Below are 19984 nucleotides of genomic sequence, written 5' to 3' on the forward strand. Positions count from 1 at the left end.
GGCGCAAGCAAATTACCCTTCAGTTAAAAACGAAAGCCCCGTCTCGCGGGGCTTTTGCATATAGGGAATCGTTCAAGGAACTGAGTGTATGGCAGGGAGCGTTTGATGACTTCATGGCTTATCGGTACGGGCATTATGCTCATCCACCTGTTGGGCATGGTCTCCGCCGTCATGGCGCTCATGTCGAGTCGAACCTCGCAAGGTGCCGTCGCCTGGATAATGTCGCTTCTAACGTTTCCCTACGTGGCGCTGCCGGCCTACTGGTTTTTTGGCCGCCCGCGGTTTTATGGCTACGTGACGGCTCGTGGCGCCAAGGACAACGTCCTAAGGCGTGTGCTGCGCCGCTACCGTAACAACATGAAGCCGCATATCTCGCTTCCCGCCACGCCGGATATTCAAGCGGTGGAGCAGCTGGCCATGATGCCGCTGACCAAGGGCAATCACGCCGAGCTATTGATCGATGGTGACGCCACCTTCGAGAGCCTGTTCCAGGGAATCGACGACGCTAACGACTACTTACTGCTGCAATTTTTTATCGTTCGCGATGATCGGCTCGGCCAAAAACTCAAAGAGCATCTGTTAGACGCCGTGGGCCGGGGCGTGCGTATCTACTTCCTCTACGACGAGCTTGGCAGCCGCAAGCTGCGCGACGGCTACTTCAAGGAGCTGGCCAGCGAAGGCGTAGAAGTAAGCCCCTTTGGGTCGTCGCGCGGGTTCAAGCATCGTTTTCAGCTCAATTTCCGCAATCACCGCAAGATCATGGTCGTCGATGGCAAAAAAGGCTGGGTAGGGGGCTTCAACGTCGGCGTGGAGTATCTGGGGGAGCACCCGCGTCACGGCCCCTGGCGTGACACCCACCTGATGCTTCAAGGCCCCGGCGTACTGGGGCTGCAGGAGGCGTTTTGGGAGGACTGGCACTGGGCGACCGGCGAAGTCATCACACTGAACTGGCACGCCGAAAACCACGCACAAATGGACCATCAGGTGGTCATTGTGCCCTCGGGCCCGGCGGACAAGCACGATACGGCCAGTCTTTTGATCCAACAGCTCATTCATAGCGCCAATGACCGGCTTTGGGTGACAAGTCCTTACTTCGTACCGGACCAGGGTGTACAGGATGCGCTGCGTTTAGCGGCCATGCGGGGCGTCGATGTACGCGTCATGATCCCCGAGCGGCCAGACCATCTGCTGGTATTTCTCTCGGCTTTCTCCTTTTTACCGGACATGTTGCGAGCGGGTGTTAAAATATACCGTTATCTTCCCGGATTCTTACATCAAAAAGTCATGCTAATCGATAGCGAAGCGGCAACGGTTGGCACGATCAATCTGGATAACCGTTCTTTTCGGCTTAATTTCGAGATTACCGCCTACGTACCGTCGTCAAGCTTCGCCGCAAGCGTCACCGATATGCTCGAGGAGGATTTTTCCAAATGCCGGCGGGTTACCATCGACGAAATCAATAACCGACCGCTTTGGAAGAAAGTCGTTTCCCGCGCTGCCTATTTAACCGCGCCCATTCAGTAGCTTTAGCGTAGACGCCGACACAAGGAGTTTCGGATGAATCTGGAAACCAAATGGCTCGAGGATTTCGTCGCCTTGGCCAATACGCGAAGCTTTTCGGCCTCGGCGCGACAGCGCCACGTCACCCAGCCCGCTTTTAGCCGTCGCATCCGCGCCCTCGAGCAGGCGCTGGATACGACGCTGGTGGACCGCTCGACCACGCCCATTGGATTGACCGCCGAAGGGCAGCTTTTTCTGGTGACCGCGCGTAACCTGGTAGAACAACTCAATGAGTCCATTAGCCACTTACACGGGCTTTCCATCGCCAACGAGGCTTTGGACATCGTAGCGGCGCATTCGCTTGCGCTCAGCTTTTATCCGCCCTGGATTTCGCGGCTGCAAAAAGGGGTAGGCGAGCTGCCTACCCGGTTAATGGCGATGAACGTGGGCGAGGCGATCCACGTACTGCGCGAGGGCAACTGCGACCTGATGCTCGGTTATTACGACCCCTTCTCCACCATGCAGCTCGATACCAAGGTGTTTCCGTCGTTTTCCATCGGCAATGTCAAAATGCTGCCAGTGTCGCTAGCCGATAGCGACGGTCAGCCGCTCTTTACCCTTGACCAGCAAGAGCCGGTTCCATATTTGGCTTATAGCCAGGGTGCGTTTTTGGGTCGCAGCGTGCATATGGTGCTCAAAAACGACCCCCTGCGCATGAACCTGCGCACGGTTTACGAAACCGCCATGGCCGAAGGGCTAAAGGGGATGGTGCTCCAAGGGGTTGGCGTTGCCTGGATTCCGGACTTCTGCATTCGCGAGGAACTCAAGAGCAAACGGCTGGTGCGCGCCGGCGACGAAAGCCTCGATATCCCGCTGGAAATTCGCCTTTACCGCTGCTCGCTGGTTCATAAACCCGGTGTCGAGCGGCTTTGGCGGCAGATGATGAAACTCCCAAGGGATTTCCTTCAAGCGTGATCATTTGAAAAAAGCTTCACTATAAAGTGCTTGTGAAAAGGCACGTATTACGACGAAAGCGCGCCAGGCAATAGTTAGGTATGCTGTTATTATTAAAAAGCATCACACAAGTGCGCGCTATAAAGCACATGACATAAGGTATTTCGCAAGGGAATCAATATGCTAAAACGTACGCTACTGTTCTGGTGGAAAGTAGTGCAGGACGCCATTGCACTCTGGCTCGAGCGCAACGCTTTTAGCTACGCAGGCTCGCTTGCGTTCTATACGCTTTTCTCATTGGCACCAACGATCATTATCGCCGTCACGGTCATTGGTATCGTACTGGGCGAAGATGCCGCCCAGGGCCAAATCGTCGCCCAGTTGCAGGGCACGCTTGGGGTCGATGCCGCATCCGCCATCGAACAAGCCGTCGCCCAGTCGCGTATCGAAGAGTCGGGGCTTCTACCCACGCTTTTGGGCTTTGGCGCGCTGTTGGTCGGCGCAACCACGGTGTTTGCGCAGATGCAGTTCTCACTGAACACCATCTGGGACGTTACCGCCAAACCTACCTCCAACAGTGCTTTCATCTTTATCAAGACCCGCCTTTTATCGCTGACCGTGGTGCTGTCGATCGGCTTCATTTTATTGGTGTCTCTGGTGCTGGGGGTCGTGATTCGCGGGATGCTGCAAGCGGCCAATTATCTCATGCCGTTCATGAGCTTTTTCACCACCACGCTTGAATCCTTGCTTTCGCTTGCCATGGTCACGCTGTTGTTCGCGACCATCTTTAAGGTGTTGCCGGATGTCGTGCTACGCTGGCGGGATGTACTGATTGGCGGGCTGGTGACGGCGGTACTCTTTACTATCGGGCGCAACCTGATTGCCGTTTATTTGGCCTACACGGCGACGGCGTCGACCTACGGCGCGGCGGGTTCGGTTGTCATGGTACTTTTATGGGTCTATTACAGCTCGCTTATTCTACTGTTTGGTGCCGCGTTTACCCGCTCGCTATTGTCCCGCCGCGGGCGGCCGATCATCCCGCGCAATAGCGCAGTTCGCGTCAAACATGAGTTCATCAAAGAGCAGGACGACGTTTAAAAAGAGGAGGACATCGTGGTAACGAAAAACGTTCGCGCTTGGGTAAGCGGAAAGGTACAAGGCGTTCACTACCGGTCGAGTACTCAGCAACAGGCCCGTACCAAAGGGGTAACGGGCTACGCTAAAAACCTGCCCGATGGCCGGGTCGAAGTACTCATGTGCGGCGACGCCGAGGCAGTCACCGCCCTTGGCGAGTGGCTCTGGCAGGGGCCTTCGAACGCCCACGTCACCGAGGTCACCTTCGAAGAGGTCAGCGGTGCGCGCGTGCCCGAAGGCTTTACGACCGCTTAGGCGCTTGCGTTAAAGCGTTCGATATTCTCGGCGGTCAGCTTGACGATGTTCTGGCGGGCCTCCGGGGTGACCCAGGCGTTATGCGGGGTCACGATCAGGTTGAGCGCCTCGTCGCTTGCCAGGGCGTCCAGCAAGGCATGGCCACTGCGCGGCGGCTCTTCGGGCAATACATCGACCCCAAGCCCGCCAATTTGGCCTTCGCGCAGGGCCTTTAGCGCAGCGTGCTCGTCGATAATGCCGCCCCGGGCGCAGTTCACCAGCAAAAGCGACGACTTAGCGTTTTCCAGCCGCTCTTTATTGATCAGGTGTTTCGTTTGCTCGTTGAGCGGGCAGTGCAGGCTGATGACATCGGCGCGGGGCATAAGCTCGTCGAGGCTTGGGCGCTCGTCGTCGGCCTCGCCACCTGGTCGTGCGGCGAACGTCACGTTCATACCAAACGCTTTCGCCAGCCGCGCCACTTCCGAGCCAAGCTCCCCCTGGCCGACCATGACGAGCTCCTTGCCGGCAAGCTGTAGCGTCGGGTAGTCCTGCAGGCAGAAAAATGCGCTCTGCTGCCAGGCGCCCTGGGCGACATCCTGTTGATAGCGGGGCAGGCGAGCCGCCAGCGTCAATATCAACATCAACGTATGCTGAGACACGCTGGCCGTGCCGTAGGCGGACACGTTTTTCACGGCAATACCGTTGGCCTGGGCCGCGTCCATGTCGATGTTGTTAAGGCCGGTCGCCATGACGCAAATAAGCTTGAGCGAGGGCAGCGACTCCAAAAGCTGGCGGTCGAGTTTGACCTTGTTGACCAGCACGATCTCGGCGTCTTTCAGGCGCTCCTGGGCCTGCTCCGGGGTGGTTTGGTCGTAGATATCCAGCGTCGAGACGCAGTCACGAATCGCGGTGAAATCGATATGGGGGCCCATGCTTTGTGCATCGAGCATTACCGCGTTGGCCATTTTATTCTCTCCATGTAAACCGAGGGATGCCAGGCCTTGCCCGGCAGGGGGCACAAAAGGGTATAATGGGCGGCTTTACCAACCGCTGTCTTGGAATTTATTACGACAGGCCACATATTGCCAGGGCCCAAAGTCGTTAGGGTTATCAATGTCCTGTCTACGCTGAGCTTTTCAGGAGCTATCAACATGCCCATCTATGAATACGAGTGCAAGGCCTGCGGTCATCGCATGGAAAAACTACAGAAGATCAGTGCCGACCCGTTGAAGCACTGCCCGGCCTGTCAGCGCGACGATCTCAATCGTCTGGTGTCGGCGGCCGGCTTCCGCTTGGCCGGCGGCGGATGGTATGAAACCGATTTCAAAACCGGTGGCAAGAAAAACCTGGCGGCGGACAACCAGCCCGCCGCAACGGGTAAAGCCGAAAACGCTTCGTCTACACCCACCGGTGGCTCTTCCAAAAGCAAGGGTGACGCGGCGTAGCCGCGCCGGTGAAGGTCAGACCCGCGATACCTTTATTGTCACGTAACAGAACAGGATGAAACATGCGCAGCCATTATTGCGGCCAGCTTAACGAAACTCTGGTAGATCAAACGGTCACCGTCTGTGGGTGGGTGCATCGTCGCCGTGACCACGGCGGGGTCATTTTCCTCGATATGCGCGATCGCGACGGTATCGCCCAGTTCGTGGTCGACCCGGATACCGCTGAAGCGTTCGCCAATGCCGACCGTGCCCGTAATGAGTACGTGCTGCGTATTACCGGCCGCGTTCGGCTACGTCCGGAAGGCACGCAAAACCCGAACATGCCCACCGGCATGATCGAGATTCTGGCGAAAGACGTCGAGGTGCTCAACACCGCCGCCACGCCGCCTTTCCAGCTCGACGAGCACGGCAAGGTCGGCGAAGAAGTGCGCCTCAAGCACCGCTACATCGACCTGCGCCGCCCGGACATGATCGAGAAACTGCGTCTGCGCTCGCGTATCTCGCATACCGTTCGCGCCTATCTGGAAAACGAAGGTTTCCTGGATATCGAGACGCCGATCCTGACCCGGGCAACGCCGGAAGGCGCCCGCGACTACCTGGTGCCTAGCCGCACCCACGCTGGCAGCTTCTTTGCGCTGCCGCAGTCGCCCCAGCTTTTCAAGCAGCTTTTGATGGTGGCGGGCTTCGACCGCTATTACCAGATCGCCAAGTGCTTCCGCGACGAAGACCTGCGCGCCGACCGTCAGCCCGAGTTCACCCAGATCGATATCGAGGCCTCCTTCGTCGAGGAGAACGATATCATGGGCATTACCGAGTCGATGATTCAAAAGCTCTTCAAGGAAGTGCTCTCCGTCGAGCTGCCCGAATTCCCGCGCATGAGCTGGCAGGAAGCGATGGACCGGTTCGGCTCGGACAAACCCGATCTGCGTATCCCGCTCGAGCTTACCGATGTCGACGACCTAATGAGCCAAGTCGACTTCAAGGTTTTCTCCGGACCGGCCAGCGCCGACGACGGCCGCGTGGCCGCGCTGAAAGTACCCGGCGGTGCCAAGCTTTCGCGTAAAGAAATCGATGAGTACACCAAATTCGTCGGTATTTACGGCGCAAAAGGCTTGGCCTGGATCAAGGTCAACGAGCGCGCCAAGGGGCTGGAAGGTCTTCAATCGCCTATCGTCAAGTTCATGGAGAACGTGGTCGAAGAGCTTCTGGACCGGGTAGGGGCCGAGGATGGCGATATCATCTTCTTCGGCGCGGACAAGACCAACATCGTCAACGAGGCGATCGGCGCGCTGCGCGTGAAGCTCGGTGCCGATATGGACCTTTACACCCAATCCTGGGCGCCGCTTTGGGTCGTCGACTTCCCGATGTTCGAAGCCGACGATAACGGTCGTCTGAGCCCGCTTCACCACCCGTTCACGGCGCCGTCCTGCTCGCCGGAAGAGCTCAAGGCCGACCCGGCCAGCGCGCTTTCCCGCGCCTACGACATGGTGCTCAACGGCACCGAGCTCGGCGGCGGCTCGATCCGTATCCACGACCAGACCATGCAGCGCAGCGTGTTCGAGATTCTGGGTATCGGTGAAGAGGAAGCCCAAGAGAAGTTCGGCTTCTTGCTCGACGCGCTCCAGTACGGCGCGCCGCCCCACGGCGGCCTGGCCTTCGGCCTCGATCGTCTGGTGATGCTGATGGCCGACGCGAAAACTATCCGCGAAGTGATCGCCTTCCCGAAAACCCAGAGCGCGGCGTGTCTGATGACCGACGCCCCGGGCGAGGTGAGCCCGGATCAGCTCAAGGACCTCAACATCCGCCTGCGCCAGAAAGCGAAGCCCGAGACCACTACCGGCGAGTAATCCAGCCGACGTCTCAATGCTACGTTAAGGTAGGCTCAAGCACCGGCGCTCGCGTCGGTGTTTTTGTTTCCAGGCACCGTGCTTCAAGGGAAGTAGGTCAGGAAAAGTACGTCTGGAAATAGTACGTTAGAAAAAGTCCGTCAGGAGAAAGTACATGGACGAACGGCCCAAAGGCCCGCCTCGGCGCATCCTGGGGATCGACCCGGGCTCGCGGATTACCGGTTACGGCGTGATCGAACTGGTCAACGCCAAGCCGCACTACGTGGCCAGCGGCTGTATCCGAACCGCTGACGGCGCACTCGAGCAGCGCCTGGCGCAAATATACGCCGGGCTTGCCGAGGTAGTGGGTCTTCACCGGCCAACCGAAGTTTCTGTGGAGCGTGTCTTCATGGCGAAAAACCCGGATTCCGCCCTGAAACTTGGCCAGGCCCGCGGCGCGGCGTTAGTGTGTATGGCCAATCACGGGCTGGAAATCGCCGAGTACGCCGCCCGTCAAATCAAACAGGCGGTGACCGGCCAAGGCGGGGCGGATAAAGCCCAGGTCCAGCATATGGTCACCGCCATTTTGAATCTTTCGGCCACGCCCCAGGCCGACGCCGCGGATGCGCTGGCCATTGCGCTCAGCCACGCCTACGCAGGCCAGGGGCTAACGGCTTTGCCCGCCCGGGGTGCAAGTCGGCGCTCGAGCGGACGTTGGCGCCTTTAACAGCGCACAGAACTTAAGGTCGTCGCGCCACCACTGGTCATCTGTACAGAGTCGTCATATAGTAACCCTGTGTAGAGTAACCGTCTGTTTAGTCACTCGCTTTTTTATGTAACCCCTGTTTGATCGGTAACGAGGTAGCCCATGATTGGTCGTTTAAACGGCGCACTGCTGGAAAAACATCCACCCTGGGTGGTCATCGACGTGCACGGCGTTGGCTACGAGCTGGAAGCCTCGATGACAACCCTTGTGGCGCTTCCCGCCCCAGGCGAGACCGTAACGCTCTATACCCACCTGACCATTCGCGACGACGCGCATCTTCTTTACGGCTTCGCCCGGGCGCAGGAGCGCGCGCTGTTCCGGGCGCTGATCAAGGTCAACGGCGTAGGCCCCAAGCTCGCCCTGGCGATTCTCTCGGGCATGGATGAAGACGCCTTCATGCGCTGCGTGCGCGACGACGACAGCAAGGCGCTCACCAAACTGCCGGGCGTGGGCAAGAAAACCGCCGAGCGGCTGATCATCGAAATGCGCGACCGCTTCCCGGAATGGGAGCAGGGCCAGCACGCACCGCTTGCCCTGGAAGGCGCCAACGGCGAGGCCGCGCCGCGCAACAACCTGGCCGATGCCGAGGCGGCGCTTACAAGCCTTGGCTACAAGCTGACCGAAGCCGCTAAAATGCTGGCCGATATCGACCCCCATCAGCCAACGGAAGCGCTCATAAAAGCAGCACTTACCCGGCGCATGGGAGGCTAAATGACAAATTATCGGCTTTTGAACGCAGGCGCTAACGAGTATTTATGCTAGAACACGACCGGCTCATTGCCGCCGCCCCCGAGCAGGGCGAGGTGCGCATCGACCACGCCATTCGCCCCAAAAAACTCCAGGACTATATTGGCCAGCCCCGGGTACGCGAACAGCTGGAGATTTTTATCGGCGCCGCGCGGCTTCGCGAGGAGAGCCTGGACCACACCCTGGTCTTTGGCCCGCCAGGTCTTGGTAAAACCACGCTGGCCAATATCATAGCCACCGAAATGGGCGTCGGGCTCAAGTCAACCTCGGGCCCGGTGCTCGAGCGCGCCGGCGACTTGGCCGCCATGCTCACCAATCTCGAGCCCGGTGATGTGTTGTTCATCGACGAGATCCACCGGCTTTCGCCGGTCGTCGAGGAAGTTCTTTATCCCGCCATGGAAGATTTCCAGCTCGATATCATGATTGGCGAAGGGCCAGCGGCGCGTTCGATCAAGCTGGATTTGCCGCGCTTCACGCTGGTCGGAGCGACCACGCGCGCCGGGCTTTTGACCTCGCCGCTGCGTGATCGTTTTGGTATCGTGCAGCGCCTCGAGTTTTATAACCTGGAGGAGCTGACCGAGATCGTGACCCGCTCGGCCAAGCTTTTGGACGTCGAAACCGACCGCGAAGGCGCGATAGAGATCGCTCGGCGCTCCCGGGGCACACCGCGTATCGCCAATCGGCTTTTACGCCGCGTGCGCGACTACGCCGACATCAAGGGTAACGGGGTCGTTAATGCCGCGTTGGCCGACGCCGCGCTCAATATGCTAAACGTAGACCATCATGGCCTGGACCATATGGACCGGCGGCTATTGCTGGCGATGATCGACAAGTTCGACGGCGGCCCGGTCGGGGTGGATTCGCTTTCCGCGGCGATCGGCGAAGAGCGCGATACCATCGAGGATGTCATCGAGCCCTACCTGATTCAGCAGGGGCTTATGATGCGCACGCCGCGGGGGCGTGTGGTGACCCGCCAAGCCTGGCGACACTTCGACCGCGTACCCCACGAGCAGAGTATCGACGTGGAAGGGGAGCGCCGCCCGTGAGCCCAACGTTTCGTATGCCGGTGCGTGTCTATATCGAAGACACCGACGCCGGCGGCATCGTCTACTACGTTAACTACTTGAAGTTCATGGAGCGTGCCCGCAGTGAATGGCTAAGAGAATTGGGGCTTGGCCAACAAACGCTGCTGGACGAAGGCACTCAGCTAGTGGTATACCGCTTGGCTTGTCACTATAGCAAACCGGCCAGACTCGACGACGCGCTAAGCGTAGACGCAACGGTCGACAGTATGGGCCGCTGCCGGATGGTCTTCGAGCAACGCGTATGGCGAAACGAGGAACTCTTGTGCCGCGCCACAGTCGAGATAGCCTGCTTGAACGGCGAAACGCTGCGGCCCAAAGCGTGGCCCAGCGAGCTTCGGGCCCAACTCGACGCATAAGCGGGCCAGGCAGCACTACATAACGGGTTTCTGGATCCATTCTACAGACCATAACGGCGCGTTTGCGCTAACAGACTGATGAGGGCGACTGTGAACGATAACACCATGTCCATACCCCACCTGATAATGAGTGCCAGCACCGTCGTGCAGCTGGTCATGCTGCTGCTTGTCGTGGGGTCGATCCTCTCATGGGTGGTGATTTTTCAGCGCAGTATCGCTATACGCCGAGCCAAGCGGGATTACAGCGAGTTCGAAGAGTCGTTCTGGTCCGGGGTCGATCTCAACGAACTCTACCGCGAAATCCCCGCCGACGAGCCGGGGCATGGCGCCGAGCATATCTTTCATTCCGGCTTTCGCGAATTCAACCGTTTGCTTCCCAAGACCCGCAACGCCGATACCATTCTTGAAGGCGTACAGCGCAGCATGCGCGTGGCCTGGTCCCGCGAAGAAGACCGCCTGACCCAACATCTCACGTTTTTGGCCACCGTGGCCTCGGCAAGCCCCTATATCGGCCTTTTTGGTACCGTCTGGGGCATCATGGGCTCGTTTCAGTCGCTCTCCATGTCGCAGCAGGCAACGCTTGCCACCGTCGCGCCCTGGATCGCCGAAGCGCTGATCGCCACGGCCATGGGCCTGTTCGCTGCCATCCCCGCGGTTATTTTCTACAACCGTCTCTCCAATGACGTTGGCCGGCTACTGGGTAAGTACGAAGACTTTGCCGAAGAGTTCCACGCCATTTTGCATCGCAATCTGCAAGGTCGCGATAGCAGCAAGAGCGCCGGCTAAGGGAGTCCAACATGAACGGACCATTTAATCGCGGCGGTAATAAAAAACCGATGGGGGAGATCAACGTCGTCCCCTTCATCGATGTCATGCTCGTACTGCTGGTGATCTTCATGATCACCGCCCCCATGCTGACTCAAGGGGTCGAGGTCGACCTGCCCCAGGTAAGCTCCGAGCCGCTGGAGAATCAGGACGAGTCGGACCCCATCATTATCTCGGTCAATAGTGAAGGCAGTTATTTCATTACCCTGGGTGAGGACACCACGGCGGTATCGCTTGATCAGATGTCCGAGCGCGTCGTCGCGATACTCCAGCGTGTACCCAATACGCCGGTCATGGTGCGTGGCGACCGTAACGTACAGTACGGTCAAATCGTGGTGCTGATGAGTACGCTTCAGCGCGCCGGCGTTGCCAACGTAGGGCTACTTTCCGAGCCGCCCCAGGAGGCGCAAGGGTAACGCTTATGGCCCATGACGCTTTTCGTGACCGACAGGATGTCGGCTATACCTTGCCCGCGATACTGGCGATTGCGGTTCACCTCGCGATCCTGGCGTTTAGCTTGATTAGCCTGCCGAGCAGCACCGAGGAGCCGGACACTACCTCGATCGTGCAGGCAACCTTTGTCAGCACCGAGACCTTTACCGACCAGGCGCAGCAGGCGATCGAACAGCAGGCGGCATTAGAGAGTGCCAGCGCCCCGGAGCCGACCGAACCACCGCCTGAGCCTGAACCCGAACCCGAACCCGCGCCGCAAGAAAGCAACGCCGAGGCGGAAGCGCAAGCGCAAGCCGCTGCCGAGGCTGAAGCCCAGGCGGCTGCAGACCGCGCTCGTGCGCTCGAAGAAGCCGAAGCCGAAGCGGCGCGCCGGGAACAGCAAGCCGAAGAACAAGCTCAGGAGCAGGCGGCTCAAGCCCAGGCACGCGAAGAAGAAGCCCAACGCCTGGCCGAAGAGCGCGCCGCCGAGGAGCAGGCCCGAGAAGAAGCCGAGGCCGAGCAGCAACGCCTGCGCGAAGAGCAAGCTCGCCAGGAACGCGAGGCAGAAGCGGAAGCCGAACGCCAACGCGAAGAAGCCGCACGTCGCGAGGCGGAGGCCGAAGCAGAGGCCGAAGCCCAAGCAGAGGCAGAGGCCCAAGCGGAGGCCGAAGCTGAAGCTGAACGCCAGCGGGAGGAAGAGGCGCGTCGCGAAGCCGAGGCCGAAGCACAAGCTGAGCGCGAAGCCCAGGCAGAACGTGAGCGTGAAGAAGCGGCGCAGCGCGAACGCGACGCCCAAGCCGAGCGTGAACGAGAAGCAGAGGCCCAGCGTCAGCGCGAAGCCGAAGCCGAAGCTCAGGCAGAGGCCGAAGCCGCCATGCAGCGCCAGTTGGAAGGCGAAGCGGCGGCCGCGGCCAATGCGCAACAAGCCCAGCAGGCAGCCAATAACTTTAGCAACCTTGTGCAGCGGGCCGTCGAGCAGGCCTGGATCATCCCCGGCGGCGCCGGCGACAACTTGCGTACCACCATAAGCGTGCGTTTGGGGCCGTCAGGGGAGGTGTTATTGGCTAACATAGTAACGTCGAGCGGCAACAGCGCTTTTGATCAGTCGGCCATTCAAGCGGTCGAGCAAGCAGCGCCGTTTCGCGAGCTGCTGCAACTAACCCCGGAACAGCAGCGCATGATTCGATCACAACCGATGAACTTTAACTTCTCGCCAGGAGGGGTACGTTGATGCAGACCTTGAGCAAAGTATGGCTATTTTGTGTTCTGCTGCTGATCAGCAGCGTCGCAAGCGCCAACCTTACCATCGAAATAACCCGGGGCAGCGACCAGGCCTTGCCCATTGCCGTAGTGCCATTTGAAGGCGGCGAAGGCTTCCCCGAAGACGTTGCACAAATCGTTCAGGATGACCTGGAGCGTAGCGGCATGTTCGCCCCGCTCGAACGCAGCGCAATGTTCGAACGGCCAAGTCAGGCAAGCGATGTGCAGTTCGGCACCTGGCGCTCTCTGGATACCCGCTACCTGGTCGTCGGGCGCGCTCAGCAGTCCGGCAGCGGCTACCAGATCCAGTTCGAGCTGATGGATATTAGCGGCCAGTCGCGCATGATCGGCGAAACCGTCAACGTCGATAGCAACGACCTGCGCGGTGGCGCGCACTACATCAGCGACCAGATTTTTGAAGCGATCACCGATATTCGCGGCGCGTTTTCGACCAAAATTGCCTACGTCACTGCCCAGGGCTTGGGCGACAACATGCAGTTTGGACTTTACGTGGCTGACTCGGACGGTCGCCGCAGCCAGCAGGTGCTAACCTCTGACCAGCCGATCATGTCACCGGCCTGGTCGCCGGATGGCACTAAACTGGCCTATGTTTCCTTTGAAACAGAACGCCCGGCGATTTATATTCAAAGTGTGTCCTCCGGACAGCGGGTTCAGGCAACTTCGTTCGAGGGTATCAACGGTGCCCCGGCCTGGTCACCAGATGGCCGCCGTTTGGCGATGTCGCTTTCCAAGGATGGCCAGCCGGATATCTACGTACTCGATATCGGCAGCCGTTCGCTCGACCGCGTGACCCAGAGCAATAGCATCGATACTGAACCGGCTTGGTCGCCGGATGGCCGTAACCTGATTTTCACCTCGGATCGCAGCGGCGGCCCGCAGATTTATCAGATGCCGGCCAGTGGCGGCAGCGCCGACCGCGTGACCTACACCGGCAACTACAATGCCCGTGCGCGCTACTCACCCGACGGTGACCAGATCTTTTTGATTCACCGCTCGGACCGCGGATATCAGGTAGCGCGTCAGGAATTGGATGGTGGCCGTTTAGTCGTATTGAGCGAATCAACGCGGGATGAATCTCCTAGTGTTGCGCCGAACGGGACCATGGTAATCTTCGCTACCCAACAGGGTGGAAGTGGCTTTTTGAGTGCCGTTTCGGCGGATGGCCGCTCGTCATTCAGACTGCCGGCAGCACAGGGTGAAGTACGCGATCCCGCGTGGTCTCCCTTTTTAAATTAAAGTTGAACAACAGAAATAGTTGAACAACACAAAATTCTGTTTTCAGGCAAGGAGTCTGATTATGCAACTTAAGCCATTGGCTCGCTCTCTAGCAGTCGCTTTCTCCATTCTGGCGGTTGCTGGCTGTTCAAGCACCGGCGGCACCCAGGACGGTGACGCTTACGGAAGCCAAAGTGGCAGCACCACGGGTACGGGCACCGGTTCTGGCACGGGCACCAGCGGTACCGGTCAGTACGGTTCGACCAGCGGCTCGGGTACCGGCCAGCAGGCCGATTCACGTATCCCCGAAGTGCGCACCATCTACTTCGATTACGACCGCGATACGATCAAAAGCGAGTACGAATCCGTGGTAATGGGCCATGCACGCTACCTGCAGTCCAACCCGAACGCGCGCGTCACGCTTCAGGGCCATACCGATGAGCGCGGCACGCGGGAATACAACATGGCACTGGGTGAGCGCCGTGCTCGCGCGGTACAGCGTTTTCTGAACATTCAGGGCGTTTCGCCGTCTCAGATGAGCGTTGTGAGCTACGGTGAAGAGCGTCCGGCGGCCAGCGGCCAGGGCGACAGCGCCTACTCACAAAACCGTCGCGTTGTATTTAGCTACTAGACGTACCGGCGCGCCACGGCGCGCCTGCGTTTTCGGAGTCAACATGAATCACAGTCTCAAACGCTTTTTTGAGAGGCTGTGCGGTGCGGGAGCCATTGCGCTCCCGCTGTCCGTATTGCCCCTTACGGCGCTTGCCCAACAGCCCCTGGTTCAGGATATTTCTTCGGGCTCCAACGGCTTCTATCAGCAAACCCAGCGCCAGGAAGCTTCCGGCGGTAACCTGGTGTTGTTTAACCAGGTCGAGGAGCACCAGCAGGAAATCCAGCAGCTGCGCGGCCAGGTCGAAGAGCTTAGGCATCAGCTGGAGCAGCTGCGCCGACAGTCGCAGCAGCAGTACATCGATATCGAAGACCGCTTGATGAACCTGCAAACGAGCGCACCGGCGCAGGCCTCCGCGCCAGCCCCGGCGCCCGCCGAGCAGGCCGCGCCGCAAGTAGAACCTGAGGCGGCGGAGGAGGTGGTCAATGCCCCCTCCAGCAACGTAAGCGAAGACGCCCAGGCCGACTATCAGGCGGCCTTCGCCCACGTTCAGGCGCGCCGCTTCGACGAAGCGATCGACGCGTTCAGCGCCTTCGTCGATGCCCACCCGGATACCAGCCTGACGGCCAACGGCTACTACTGGCTTGGCGAACTCTATGCTGCCGAAAACGAACTCGGCGCCTCGGATGAAGCCTTTAGCCGCGTCATCGAAGACTTCGACAACAGCAACAAAGTGCCGGACGCGCTTTATAAGCTGGGTCTGGTCAAGGCACGCCAGGGCGAGCCCGAGCGCAGTCGCGAACTACTAGAGCAGGTGCGCGACGACTTTCCGCAAAGCAGCGCCGCCGGGCTTGCCAACGACTTTCTCCGCCAGTCCGCCGGATAATACTCACCTCGAGGTTATGCATGACCTGCAAGATCGACTATCAGCCCCAGCCTGAACTATTGAAGGACCGGGTCATTTTGGTCACCGGTGCCGGCGATGGGATCGGCCGGGTCGCAGCGCTGAGTTACGCCCAACACGGCGCTACCGTTATTCTGCTGGGCCGCACGCTCGAGAAGCTCGAACGCGTGTACGATGAAATCGAGGCGCAGGGCAGCCCCCAGCCGGCGATTTTTCCGCTCAATATCGAGGGCGCAACCCTCGAAGATTTCGACGATATGGCCAGGCGGTTGGATAAAGAGTTTGGCCGGCTGGACGGCGTTTTACACAACGCCGGGCTATTGGGGACGATTACGCCTTTCGAAGAGTACGACCCCGAGCTTTGGGAACAGGTGATGCAGGTCAACATCAATGGCCCCATCTGGATGACCCAGGCACTGTTGCCGCTACTGGATAGCGCCGAGGATGCCTCGCTGATTTTCACGTCCTCCAGCGTCGGCCGTAAAGGCCGGGCGCAGTGGGGCGCTTACAGCGTTTCCAAGTTTGCCACAGAAGGGTTCATGGAGCTTTTGGCCGATGAGTTCCAGGAGCGCGCGCACCTGCGCGTCAATACGCTAAACCCGGGCGCCACGCGCACCGCAATGCGTGAAGGTGCCTACCCGAAGGAAGACCCCGCTACGCTGCGTACACCGGAACAGATCATGCCCACCTACCTTTGGCTGATGGGCCCGGACAGCCGCGGCGTAACGGGGCAAAAAATCGACGCGCAGCCGCCCCGGGCTTAAAACCCGAAGGGGTTCACTCTCTCCCTGCTAGAACGTGAGAAGGCGCTCGACCAGCGCCTCGCAGGTTTCGAACCAGACATCGGCGGGCCAGGTGCGGTAGTCGTCCTGCTCGCTGATATACCCATACCCCACCGCAATGGCCGTCATGCCCGCCGCTTTTGCCGCCTCGATATCGCGGCGATGATCGCCCACGTACCAGCACTCTGCTGGGGCGATATTCAGACGCCGCGCGGCCTCCCAAAGCGGTTCGGGCTCGGGCTTTTTGACACTCAAGTCGTCGGCGCACAAAAGCGCACCCGGCTCCAGCGCCAGCGCCTCGAGTAGCGGCAGGGTGTAGCGGCGGGGCTTATTGGTCACGATGCCCCAGAGTCTTTCATTGGCGTGCCAGTCGATCAGCCACCGATCCAGCGGGCTAAAGACCTGGCTATGCACTGCTACCGCCTGTTCGTAGGCATCCAACAGGTACTGGCGGGCGCTGGCGTGGCCGTCGGCATCGGCTTCAAGACCAATGGCCAGTGTCACCAGGGCGCTGCCGCCGTTGGAGACTTCCCGGCGAATCTGATCGAAGGGCAGGGGCGCCAGGCCGTGGTGCTGCCTTAACGCGTTGGTCGCGTTCGCCAGATCCGGGGCGGTATCGACCAGCGTGCCGTCGAGATCGAACAGCACCGCCTTGGGTGCGGGAAGCTCAAGCGTGGCGCTGGCGGTGGGCGCCTCAAGAGTCGAATACGCCATTTATTGGCTCACTTTGCGGCAGTACATCATGTAGTTGACCGAAACGTCCTGGGCTGCCAGCTTGTAGCGGCGGGTAAGCGGGTTGTAGGTCAGTCCGGTTTGTTCACGCACCTCGAGCCCCGCCTGACGCGCCCAGCCGGCCATTTCAGAAGGGCGGATGAATTTAGCGTAGTCGTGGGTGCCCCGGGGCAAGAGGTTCAGTACGTACTCCGCGCCCACGATCGCAAACGCGTAGGCTTTGGGCGTGCGGTTGATCGTCGAAAAGAAAACGTAACCGCCTGGGCGCACCAGCTTGCAGCATGCACGAATGACCGATGCCGGGTCCGGGACGTGCTCGAGCATTTCCATGCAGGTGACGACATCGAAGGCGCCCGGCGATTCCTCGGCCAGGCTTTCAACGCTTATATTGCGATAGTCGAGCTCGACGTTATGGTGCTCGGCATGCACTCGGGCAACGCCCAGCGGCGCCTCGCCCAGGTCGATGCCGGTCACCTGAGCGCCGCGGCGCGCCATGGACTCGCTCAAGATGCCGCCGCCGCAGCCCACATCCAGCACCTTCTTCCCGGCAAGCCCGGCCCGGGCGTCGATGAAATCCAGGCGCAGCGGGTTGATCTCGTGCAGCGGCTTGAACTCGCCTTGGTCGTCCCACCACTGGCTGGCAAGTGCTTCAAATTTCGCTACTTCCGCTTGATCGACGTTACCTTTATAGCGATCAGCAGTGCTATCCTGAGAGGTCGCTTGCATGGAGTCACTTCCTTATCGTGTCAGCGCGAGATTTTACCGGGCCGCCTAACGGCCAAATCGTTCCAGCCGGTTACATTAGGCAACAAGGTGGCATCCACCCCCGGGTTTTGTATTATTACATTCTAACCACTCCAGGAGCGAAGCGCATGAAAAGGAGCGCGTCATGACTCAAAAAGCCCTGTTTATCCGGCGATTGCGTTGGGAGCGTACCTAATGCGCGTATTACTCCACGGTAGTGAGCTCAGCGCTGCGACGGCGGCCGCGGCACTGGCCTTCGTAGGCCACCGGGTCGATTGGCTGCTCCACGAAGACTCTCCCTGGGAGGCCGTTTCCGAGCGCGACTGGCTGCGCCGGGAGCCCGAGCTCATGGCGCATATCAGCCAGGCGCTCGATCAGGGCACCTTGCGTATCATCGACCAGTTGGACGATGCCGGCGCCACGGAGGTGATCTGGCTGGCTCTTTCGCCCAACCAGCGCCAGGCGGCGGACACCTTGATCGACGCGCTAACGTTTCAGGTGCCGCGGGTGGTGTTGGTGAATAATTCCACCTTTCCGGTGGGCGACACCGAGCGGCTGCACGCCTTGATGGGGGAGCAGCATTCAAGCGTGGCTCTCCCGGATACGCTGGAAGAAGGGCGCGCCTGGGAGTCCTTCACGCGCCCCACACGCTGGCTATTGGGCTGCGACGACGCCCAGGGCGAGCAGGTCATCCGCGAACTTCTGCGCGCGTTCAACCGCCGCCGCGACGTTTTCCAGCTCATGCCTCGGCGTGCCGCGGAGCTGACCAAGCTCGCCATCAACGGCATGCTGGCCACGCGCATCAGCTACATGAATGAAATCGCCGGGCTTGCCGATACGTTGGGAGTGGATGTCGAGCACGTGCGCCAAGGCATGGGCGCCGACACGCGTATCGGCTTTGAATACCTGTACCCGGGTTGCGGTTTTGGCGGCCCGAACTTTTCCCGGGATTTGATGCGCCTGGCCGATGTCCAGTCGCAAAGCGGGCGTTATTCGGCGCTTTTAGAGCAGGTCGTCGATATCAACGAGCAGAAAAAAGAGACGCTGTTCAGAAAGCTCTGGACGTTTTTCGAAGGCGAGCTGACCGGCAAAACCGTCGCAATCTGGGGCGCGGCGTTCAAGCCCGGCACCGCGCGCATCGATCACGCGCCGGTCCTTACACTGCTGGAAGCGCTGTTGGCCCAAGGGGTCAAGGTGAAACTCCACGATCCGGCAGCCACCCCGGCGCTTGCAGCGCTTTTGGGCGAGCGCGAGGACCTGACGCTTTACACCGGCGACCCTTACCTGGCCTGCGAGGGCGCGGATGCGCTGATGCTGGTCACCGAGTGGAAAATCTATTGGAACCCGGACTGGCATCGCTTAGCCTCGTTGCTCAACGCTAAATTGGTATTGGATGGGCGCAACATTTTCGACCCTGCCTTCGTAGCCAGCTGTGGCCTACGCTATAGAGGGATTGGTCGTCGTGCCGACCCAGCGACTCTTTGAGGATATTTCATGTCTGACGCCACCTCGTCCCAACGCATCGTGCCCGATGTGGACCAAAGCCTGAGCGCGCAGCACCTGCGCCATCGCCGCGGGCCAACCATCTGGCCCTTGTGGCTTATGCTACTGCTGGTGATCGCGCTACTGGGCGCGCTAGTTGCAGGGCTTTGGTTCGAGCGCGAACGTCTATCGAGCGAGCTTAGCCGAGTAAGTGGGGAGGTCTCCAACCTGCACGCGCGGCTCGAATCCGGCGATGTCGACGTCGTCGATACGGTCACCTACATGCAGGCGCAGATGACCACGCTGTTCCAGGAGCAGGAACAGCTTGCCCTGCGGCTGAGCAACACCCGTGAAGAGCTTTACGGGGTACTGACCGACGGCCAGGAGTTGGCCTCGACCGAGTCGCTGGACGATCTACGCGGTGAGCTTGATCAGCTTCGCGAGGCCGCCGACCTTAACGACCGCCAGTTGGACGCCATTCGCACCTCGCTCGGCGCCCTTGAACAGGCGGGAACCGCCGGCCGACAAAATCTGGTGGAAGAGGTGGCTTACCTCGACCAGAATACCGCCGAGCGCATAGCGGCACTTGAAGAGCAGATCGCCCGGGAGAGCACCTCGATCGAGAACCAGTTCAGCCAGTGGCGGAGCGAATTCGACGAACAGGTGGCCGAGCTATCACAAAGGCCCCAAAACGATGAAGCGGGTATCGATCAACAAGCACTCGATAGCGCAACGGCAGAGCTAAGCGAGCGCATTAGTGCGTTGGAGAGCGATGTACGCCAGGTACGCCAGGCGCAGCTCGCGTTTAGTGCTCAAATGGAAATGCTGCGATAATTCGGCGCGCGACGTACTATATCGGCTTACACGTACTATATCGCCTTACGCGCACTATATCGCCTTACGCTATTTCGCCGGCCTGGGTTAGGAAAA

General features: G+C 59.9%; 22 protein-coding genes. 19 read left to right on the forward strand and 3 right to left on the reverse strand.

Going from position 1 to position 19984, the window contains the following annotated elements; translation table 11 throughout:
• The first annotated feature begins 105 nt into the window (after nucleotides 1–105).
• The 4 genes from cls to ACWHRL_RS09185 all read left to right on the forward strand — a co-directional run bounded on the left by cls (nucleotide 106) and on the right by ACWHRL_RS09185 (nucleotide 3843).
• Nucleotides 106–1524, forward strand: a complete 1419-nt coding sequence (gene cls / locus ACWHRL_RS09170) for a cardiolipin synthase (protein ID WP_447528837.1) — start codon at nucleotides 106–108, stop codon at nucleotides 1522–1524.
• A 33-nt stretch (nucleotides 1525–1557) separates the two neighbouring features.
• Nucleotides 1558–2475, forward strand: coding sequence for a LysR substrate-binding domain-containing protein (locus ACWHRL_RS09175; protein ID WP_447896121.1), 918 nt, complete (start codon nucleotides 1558–1560; stop codon nucleotides 2473–2475).
• Between the two features lie 159 nt (nucleotides 2476–2634).
• Entirely contained in the window at nucleotides 2635–3552 is a 918-nt protein-coding gene (locus ACWHRL_RS09180; RefSeq protein ID WP_447896122.1) for a YihY/virulence factor BrkB family protein, read from the forward strand.
• Nucleotides 3553–3567: 15 nt separating this feature from the next.
• Nucleotides 3568–3843, forward strand: coding sequence for an acylphosphatase (locus ACWHRL_RS09185; protein WP_447896123.1), 276 nt, complete (start codon nucleotides 3568–3570; stop codon nucleotides 3841–3843).
• Here the strand turns inward: ACWHRL_RS09185 and ACWHRL_RS09190 are convergent.
• The gene (locus tag ACWHRL_RS09190) at nucleotides 3840–4787 is read right to left on the reverse strand and encodes a D-2-hydroxyacid dehydrogenase (RefSeq protein ID WP_447896124.1); all 948 of its coding nucleotides are present in this window, start codon (nucleotides 4785–4787) and stop codon (nucleotides 3840–3842) included. The two genes, ACWHRL_RS09185 and ACWHRL_RS09190, sit on opposite strands and share 4 nt — an antisense overlap.
• A gap of 186 nt (nucleotides 4788–4973) precedes the next feature.
• On the opposite strand from ACWHRL_RS09190, the gene ACWHRL_RS09195 reads away from it, so the two are divergent.
• The 13 genes from ACWHRL_RS09195 to ACWHRL_RS09255 all read left to right on the forward strand — a co-directional run bounded on the left by ACWHRL_RS09195 (nucleotide 4974) and on the right by ACWHRL_RS09255 (nucleotide 16078).
• A complete protein-coding gene (locus tag ACWHRL_RS09195; protein WP_447528842.1) occupies nucleotides 4974–5267 on the forward strand; it encodes an FmdB family zinc ribbon protein in 294 nt (97 codons plus the stop codon).
• A gap of 62 nt (nucleotides 5268–5329) precedes the next feature.
• Nucleotides 5330–7114: an aspartate--tRNA ligase gene (gene aspS, locus ACWHRL_RS09200; RefSeq protein ID WP_447896125.1), complete on the forward strand. Its 1785-nt coding sequence runs from the start codon at nucleotides 5330–5332 to the stop codon at nucleotides 7112–7114.
• Between the two features lie 154 nt (nucleotides 7115–7268).
• Nucleotides 7269–7820, forward strand: a complete 552-nt coding sequence (ruvC, locus tag ACWHRL_RS09205; protein WP_447528844.1) for a crossover junction endodeoxyribonuclease RuvC — start codon at nucleotides 7269–7271, stop codon at nucleotides 7818–7820.
• 141 nt (nucleotides 7821–7961) lie between these two features.
• Complete coding sequence (gene ruvA, locus ACWHRL_RS09210) at nucleotides 7962–8570, forward strand: Holliday junction branch migration protein RuvA (protein WP_447896126.1); 609 nt, start codon at nucleotides 7962–7964, stop codon at nucleotides 8568–8570.
• Nucleotides 8571–8614: 44 nt separating this feature from the next.
• Nucleotides 8615–9652 (forward strand): Holliday junction branch migration DNA helicase RuvB, encoded by a 1038-nt coding sequence (ruvB, locus tag ACWHRL_RS09215; protein WP_447528846.1) that lies wholly within the window; start codon nucleotides 8615–8617, stop codon nucleotides 9650–9652.
• A 14-nt stretch (nucleotides 9653–9666) separates the two neighbouring features.
• Nucleotides 9667–10047: a tol-pal system-associated acyl-CoA thioesterase gene (gene ybgC / locus ACWHRL_RS09220; protein ID WP_447896159.1), complete on the forward strand. Its 381-nt coding sequence runs from the start codon at nucleotides 9667–9669 to the stop codon at nucleotides 10045–10047.
• A gap of 105 nt (nucleotides 10048–10152) precedes the next feature.
• Nucleotides 10153–10833, forward strand: coding sequence for a protein TolQ (gene tolQ / locus ACWHRL_RS09225; RefSeq protein ID WP_447528847.1), 681 nt, complete (start codon nucleotides 10153–10155; stop codon nucleotides 10831–10833).
• A gap of 11 nt (nucleotides 10834–10844) precedes the next feature.
• Nucleotides 10845–11288 (forward strand): protein TolR, encoded by a 444-nt coding sequence (tolR, locus tag ACWHRL_RS09230; protein ID WP_447528848.1) that lies wholly within the window; start codon nucleotides 10845–10847, stop codon nucleotides 11286–11288.
• A 5-nt stretch (nucleotides 11289–11293) separates the two neighbouring features.
• Nucleotides 11294–12535, forward strand: coding sequence for a cell envelope integrity protein TolA (gene tolA, locus ACWHRL_RS09235; RefSeq protein WP_447896127.1), 1242 nt, complete (start codon nucleotides 11294–11296; stop codon nucleotides 12533–12535).
• The gene (tolB, locus tag ACWHRL_RS09240) at nucleotides 12535–13821 is read left to right on the forward strand and encodes a Tol-Pal system beta propeller repeat protein TolB (RefSeq protein ID WP_447528850.1); all 1287 of its coding nucleotides are present in this window, start codon (nucleotides 12535–12537) and stop codon (nucleotides 13819–13821) included. The genes tolA and tolB overlap by 1 nt, the downstream gene beginning before the upstream one ends.
• A 61-nt stretch (nucleotides 13822–13882) precedes the next feature.
• Nucleotides 13883–14431 carry a peptidoglycan-associated lipoprotein Pal gene (pal, locus tag ACWHRL_RS09245; RefSeq protein WP_447896128.1) on the forward strand — a complete coding sequence of 183 codons (549 nt, stop codon included), beginning with the start codon at nucleotides 13883–13885 and terminating at the stop codon, nucleotides 14429–14431.
• Nucleotides 14432–14474: 43 nt separating this feature from the next.
• Nucleotides 14475–15296 (forward strand): tol-pal system protein YbgF, encoded by an 822-nt coding sequence (gene ybgF / locus ACWHRL_RS09250; protein ID WP_447896129.1) that lies wholly within the window; start codon nucleotides 14475–14477, stop codon nucleotides 15294–15296.
• 20 nt (nucleotides 15297–15316) lie between these two features.
• Entirely contained in the window at nucleotides 15317–16078 is a 762-nt protein-coding gene (locus ACWHRL_RS09255) for a YciK family oxidoreductase (protein ID WP_447896130.1), read from the forward strand.
• A gap of 27 nt (nucleotides 16079–16105) precedes the next feature.
• Here the strand turns inward: ACWHRL_RS09255 and ACWHRL_RS09260 are convergent, their stop codons facing one another.
• Nucleotides 16106–16810 (reverse strand): HAD-IA family hydrolase, encoded by a 705-nt coding sequence (locus tag ACWHRL_RS09260; protein ID WP_447896131.1) that lies wholly within the window; start codon nucleotides 16808–16810, stop codon nucleotides 16106–16108.
• Nucleotides 16811–17554, reverse strand: coding sequence for a bifunctional 2-polyprenyl-6-hydroxyphenol methylase/3-demethylubiquinol 3-O-methyltransferase UbiG (ubiG, locus tag ACWHRL_RS09265; RefSeq protein WP_447896132.1), 744 nt, complete (start codon nucleotides 17552–17554; stop codon nucleotides 16811–16813).
• A gap of 213 nt (nucleotides 17555–17767) precedes the next feature.
• Between ubiG and ACWHRL_RS09270 the strand changes: the two genes are divergently transcribed.
• Nucleotides 17768–19057, forward strand: a complete 1290-nt coding sequence (locus ACWHRL_RS09270; RefSeq protein WP_447896133.1) for a nucleotide sugar dehydrogenase — start codon at nucleotides 17768–17770, stop codon at nucleotides 19055–19057.
• Between the two features lie 9 nt (nucleotides 19058–19066).
• Nucleotides 19067–19888, forward strand: coding sequence for a hypothetical protein (locus ACWHRL_RS09275; RefSeq protein WP_447896134.1), 822 nt, complete (start codon nucleotides 19067–19069; stop codon nucleotides 19886–19888).
• Nucleotides 19889–19984: the final 96 nt, after the last annotated feature.

The organism is Vreelandella sp. GE22 (assembly GCF_968212445.1).

What these genes read in the sequence shown, in the direction of transcription:
- ACWHRL_RS09195 (WP_447528842.1), top strand. Translation starts at nt 4,974, where the DNA reads ATGCCCATCTATGAATACGAGTGCAAGGCCTGCGGTCATCGCATGGAA.
- pal (WP_447896128.1), top strand. Translation starts at nt 13,883, where the DNA reads ATGCAACTTAAGCCATTGGCTCGCTCTCTAGCAGTCGCTTTCTCCATT.
- ruvC (WP_447528844.1), top strand. Translation starts at nt 7,269, where the DNA reads ATGGACGAACGGCCCAAAGGCCCGCCTCGGCGCATCCTGGGGATCGAC.
- ybgC (WP_447896159.1), top strand. Translation starts at nt 9,667, where the DNA reads ATGCCGGTGCGTGTCTATATCGAAGACACCGACGCCGGCGGCATCGTC.
- ACWHRL_RS09255 (WP_447896130.1), top strand. Translation starts at nt 15,317, where the DNA reads ATGACCTGCAAGATCGACTATCAGCCCCAGCCTGAACTATTGAAGGAC.
- ACWHRL_RS09190 (WP_447896124.1), bottom strand. Translation starts at nt 4,787, where the DNA reads ATGGCCAACGCGGTAATGCTCGATGCACAAAGCATGGGCCCCCATATC.
- cls (WP_447528837.1), top strand. Translation starts at nt 106, where the DNA reads ATGACTTCATGGCTTATCGGTACGGGCATTATGCTCATCCACCTGTTG.
- aspS (WP_447896125.1), top strand. Translation starts at nt 5,330, where the DNA reads ATGCGCAGCCATTATTGCGGCCAGCTTAACGAAACTCTGGTAGATCAA.
- tolR (WP_447528848.1), top strand. Translation starts at nt 10,845, where the DNA reads ATGAACGGACCATTTAATCGCGGCGGTAATAAAAAACCGATGGGGGAG.
- ACWHRL_RS09270 (WP_447896133.1), top strand. Translation starts at nt 17,768, where the DNA reads ATGCGCGTATTACTCCACGGTAGTGAGCTCAGCGCTGCGACGGCGGCC.
- ACWHRL_RS09260 (WP_447896131.1), bottom strand. Translation starts at nt 16,810, where the DNA reads ATGGCGTATTCGACTCTTGAGGCGCCCACCGCCAGCGCCACGCTTGAG.
- ACWHRL_RS09180 (WP_447896122.1), top strand. Translation starts at nt 2,635, where the DNA reads ATGCTAAAACGTACGCTACTGTTCTGGTGGAAAGTAGTGCAGGACGCC.
- ACWHRL_RS09175 (WP_447896121.1), top strand. Translation starts at nt 1,558, where the DNA reads ATGAATCTGGAAACCAAATGGCTCGAGGATTTCGTCGCCTTGGCCAAT.
- ruvA (WP_447896126.1), top strand. Translation starts at nt 7,962, where the DNA reads ATGATTGGTCGTTTAAACGGCGCACTGCTGGAAAAACATCCACCCTGG.
- ACWHRL_RS09275 (WP_447896134.1), top strand. Translation starts at nt 19,067, where the DNA reads ATGTCTGACGCCACCTCGTCCCAACGCATCGTGCCCGATGTGGACCAA.
- tolA (WP_447896127.1), top strand. Translation starts at nt 11,294, where the DNA reads ATGGCCCATGACGCTTTTCGTGACCGACAGGATGTCGGCTATACCTTG.
- ybgF (WP_447896129.1), top strand. Translation starts at nt 14,475, where the DNA reads ATGAATCACAGTCTCAAACGCTTTTTTGAGAGGCTGTGCGGTGCGGGA.
- ruvB (WP_447528846.1), top strand. Translation starts at nt 8,615, where the DNA reads ATGCTAGAACACGACCGGCTCATTGCCGCCGCCCCCGAGCAGGGCGAG.
- tolQ (WP_447528847.1), top strand. Translation starts at nt 10,153, where the DNA reads ATGTCCATACCCCACCTGATAATGAGTGCCAGCACCGTCGTGCAGCTG.
- tolB (WP_447528850.1), top strand. Translation starts at nt 12,535, where the DNA reads ATGCAGACCTTGAGCAAAGTATGGCTATTTTGTGTTCTGCTGCTGATC.
- ubiG (WP_447896132.1), bottom strand. Translation starts at nt 17,554, where the DNA reads ATGCAAGCGACCTCTCAGGATAGCACTGCTGATCGCTATAAAGGTAAC.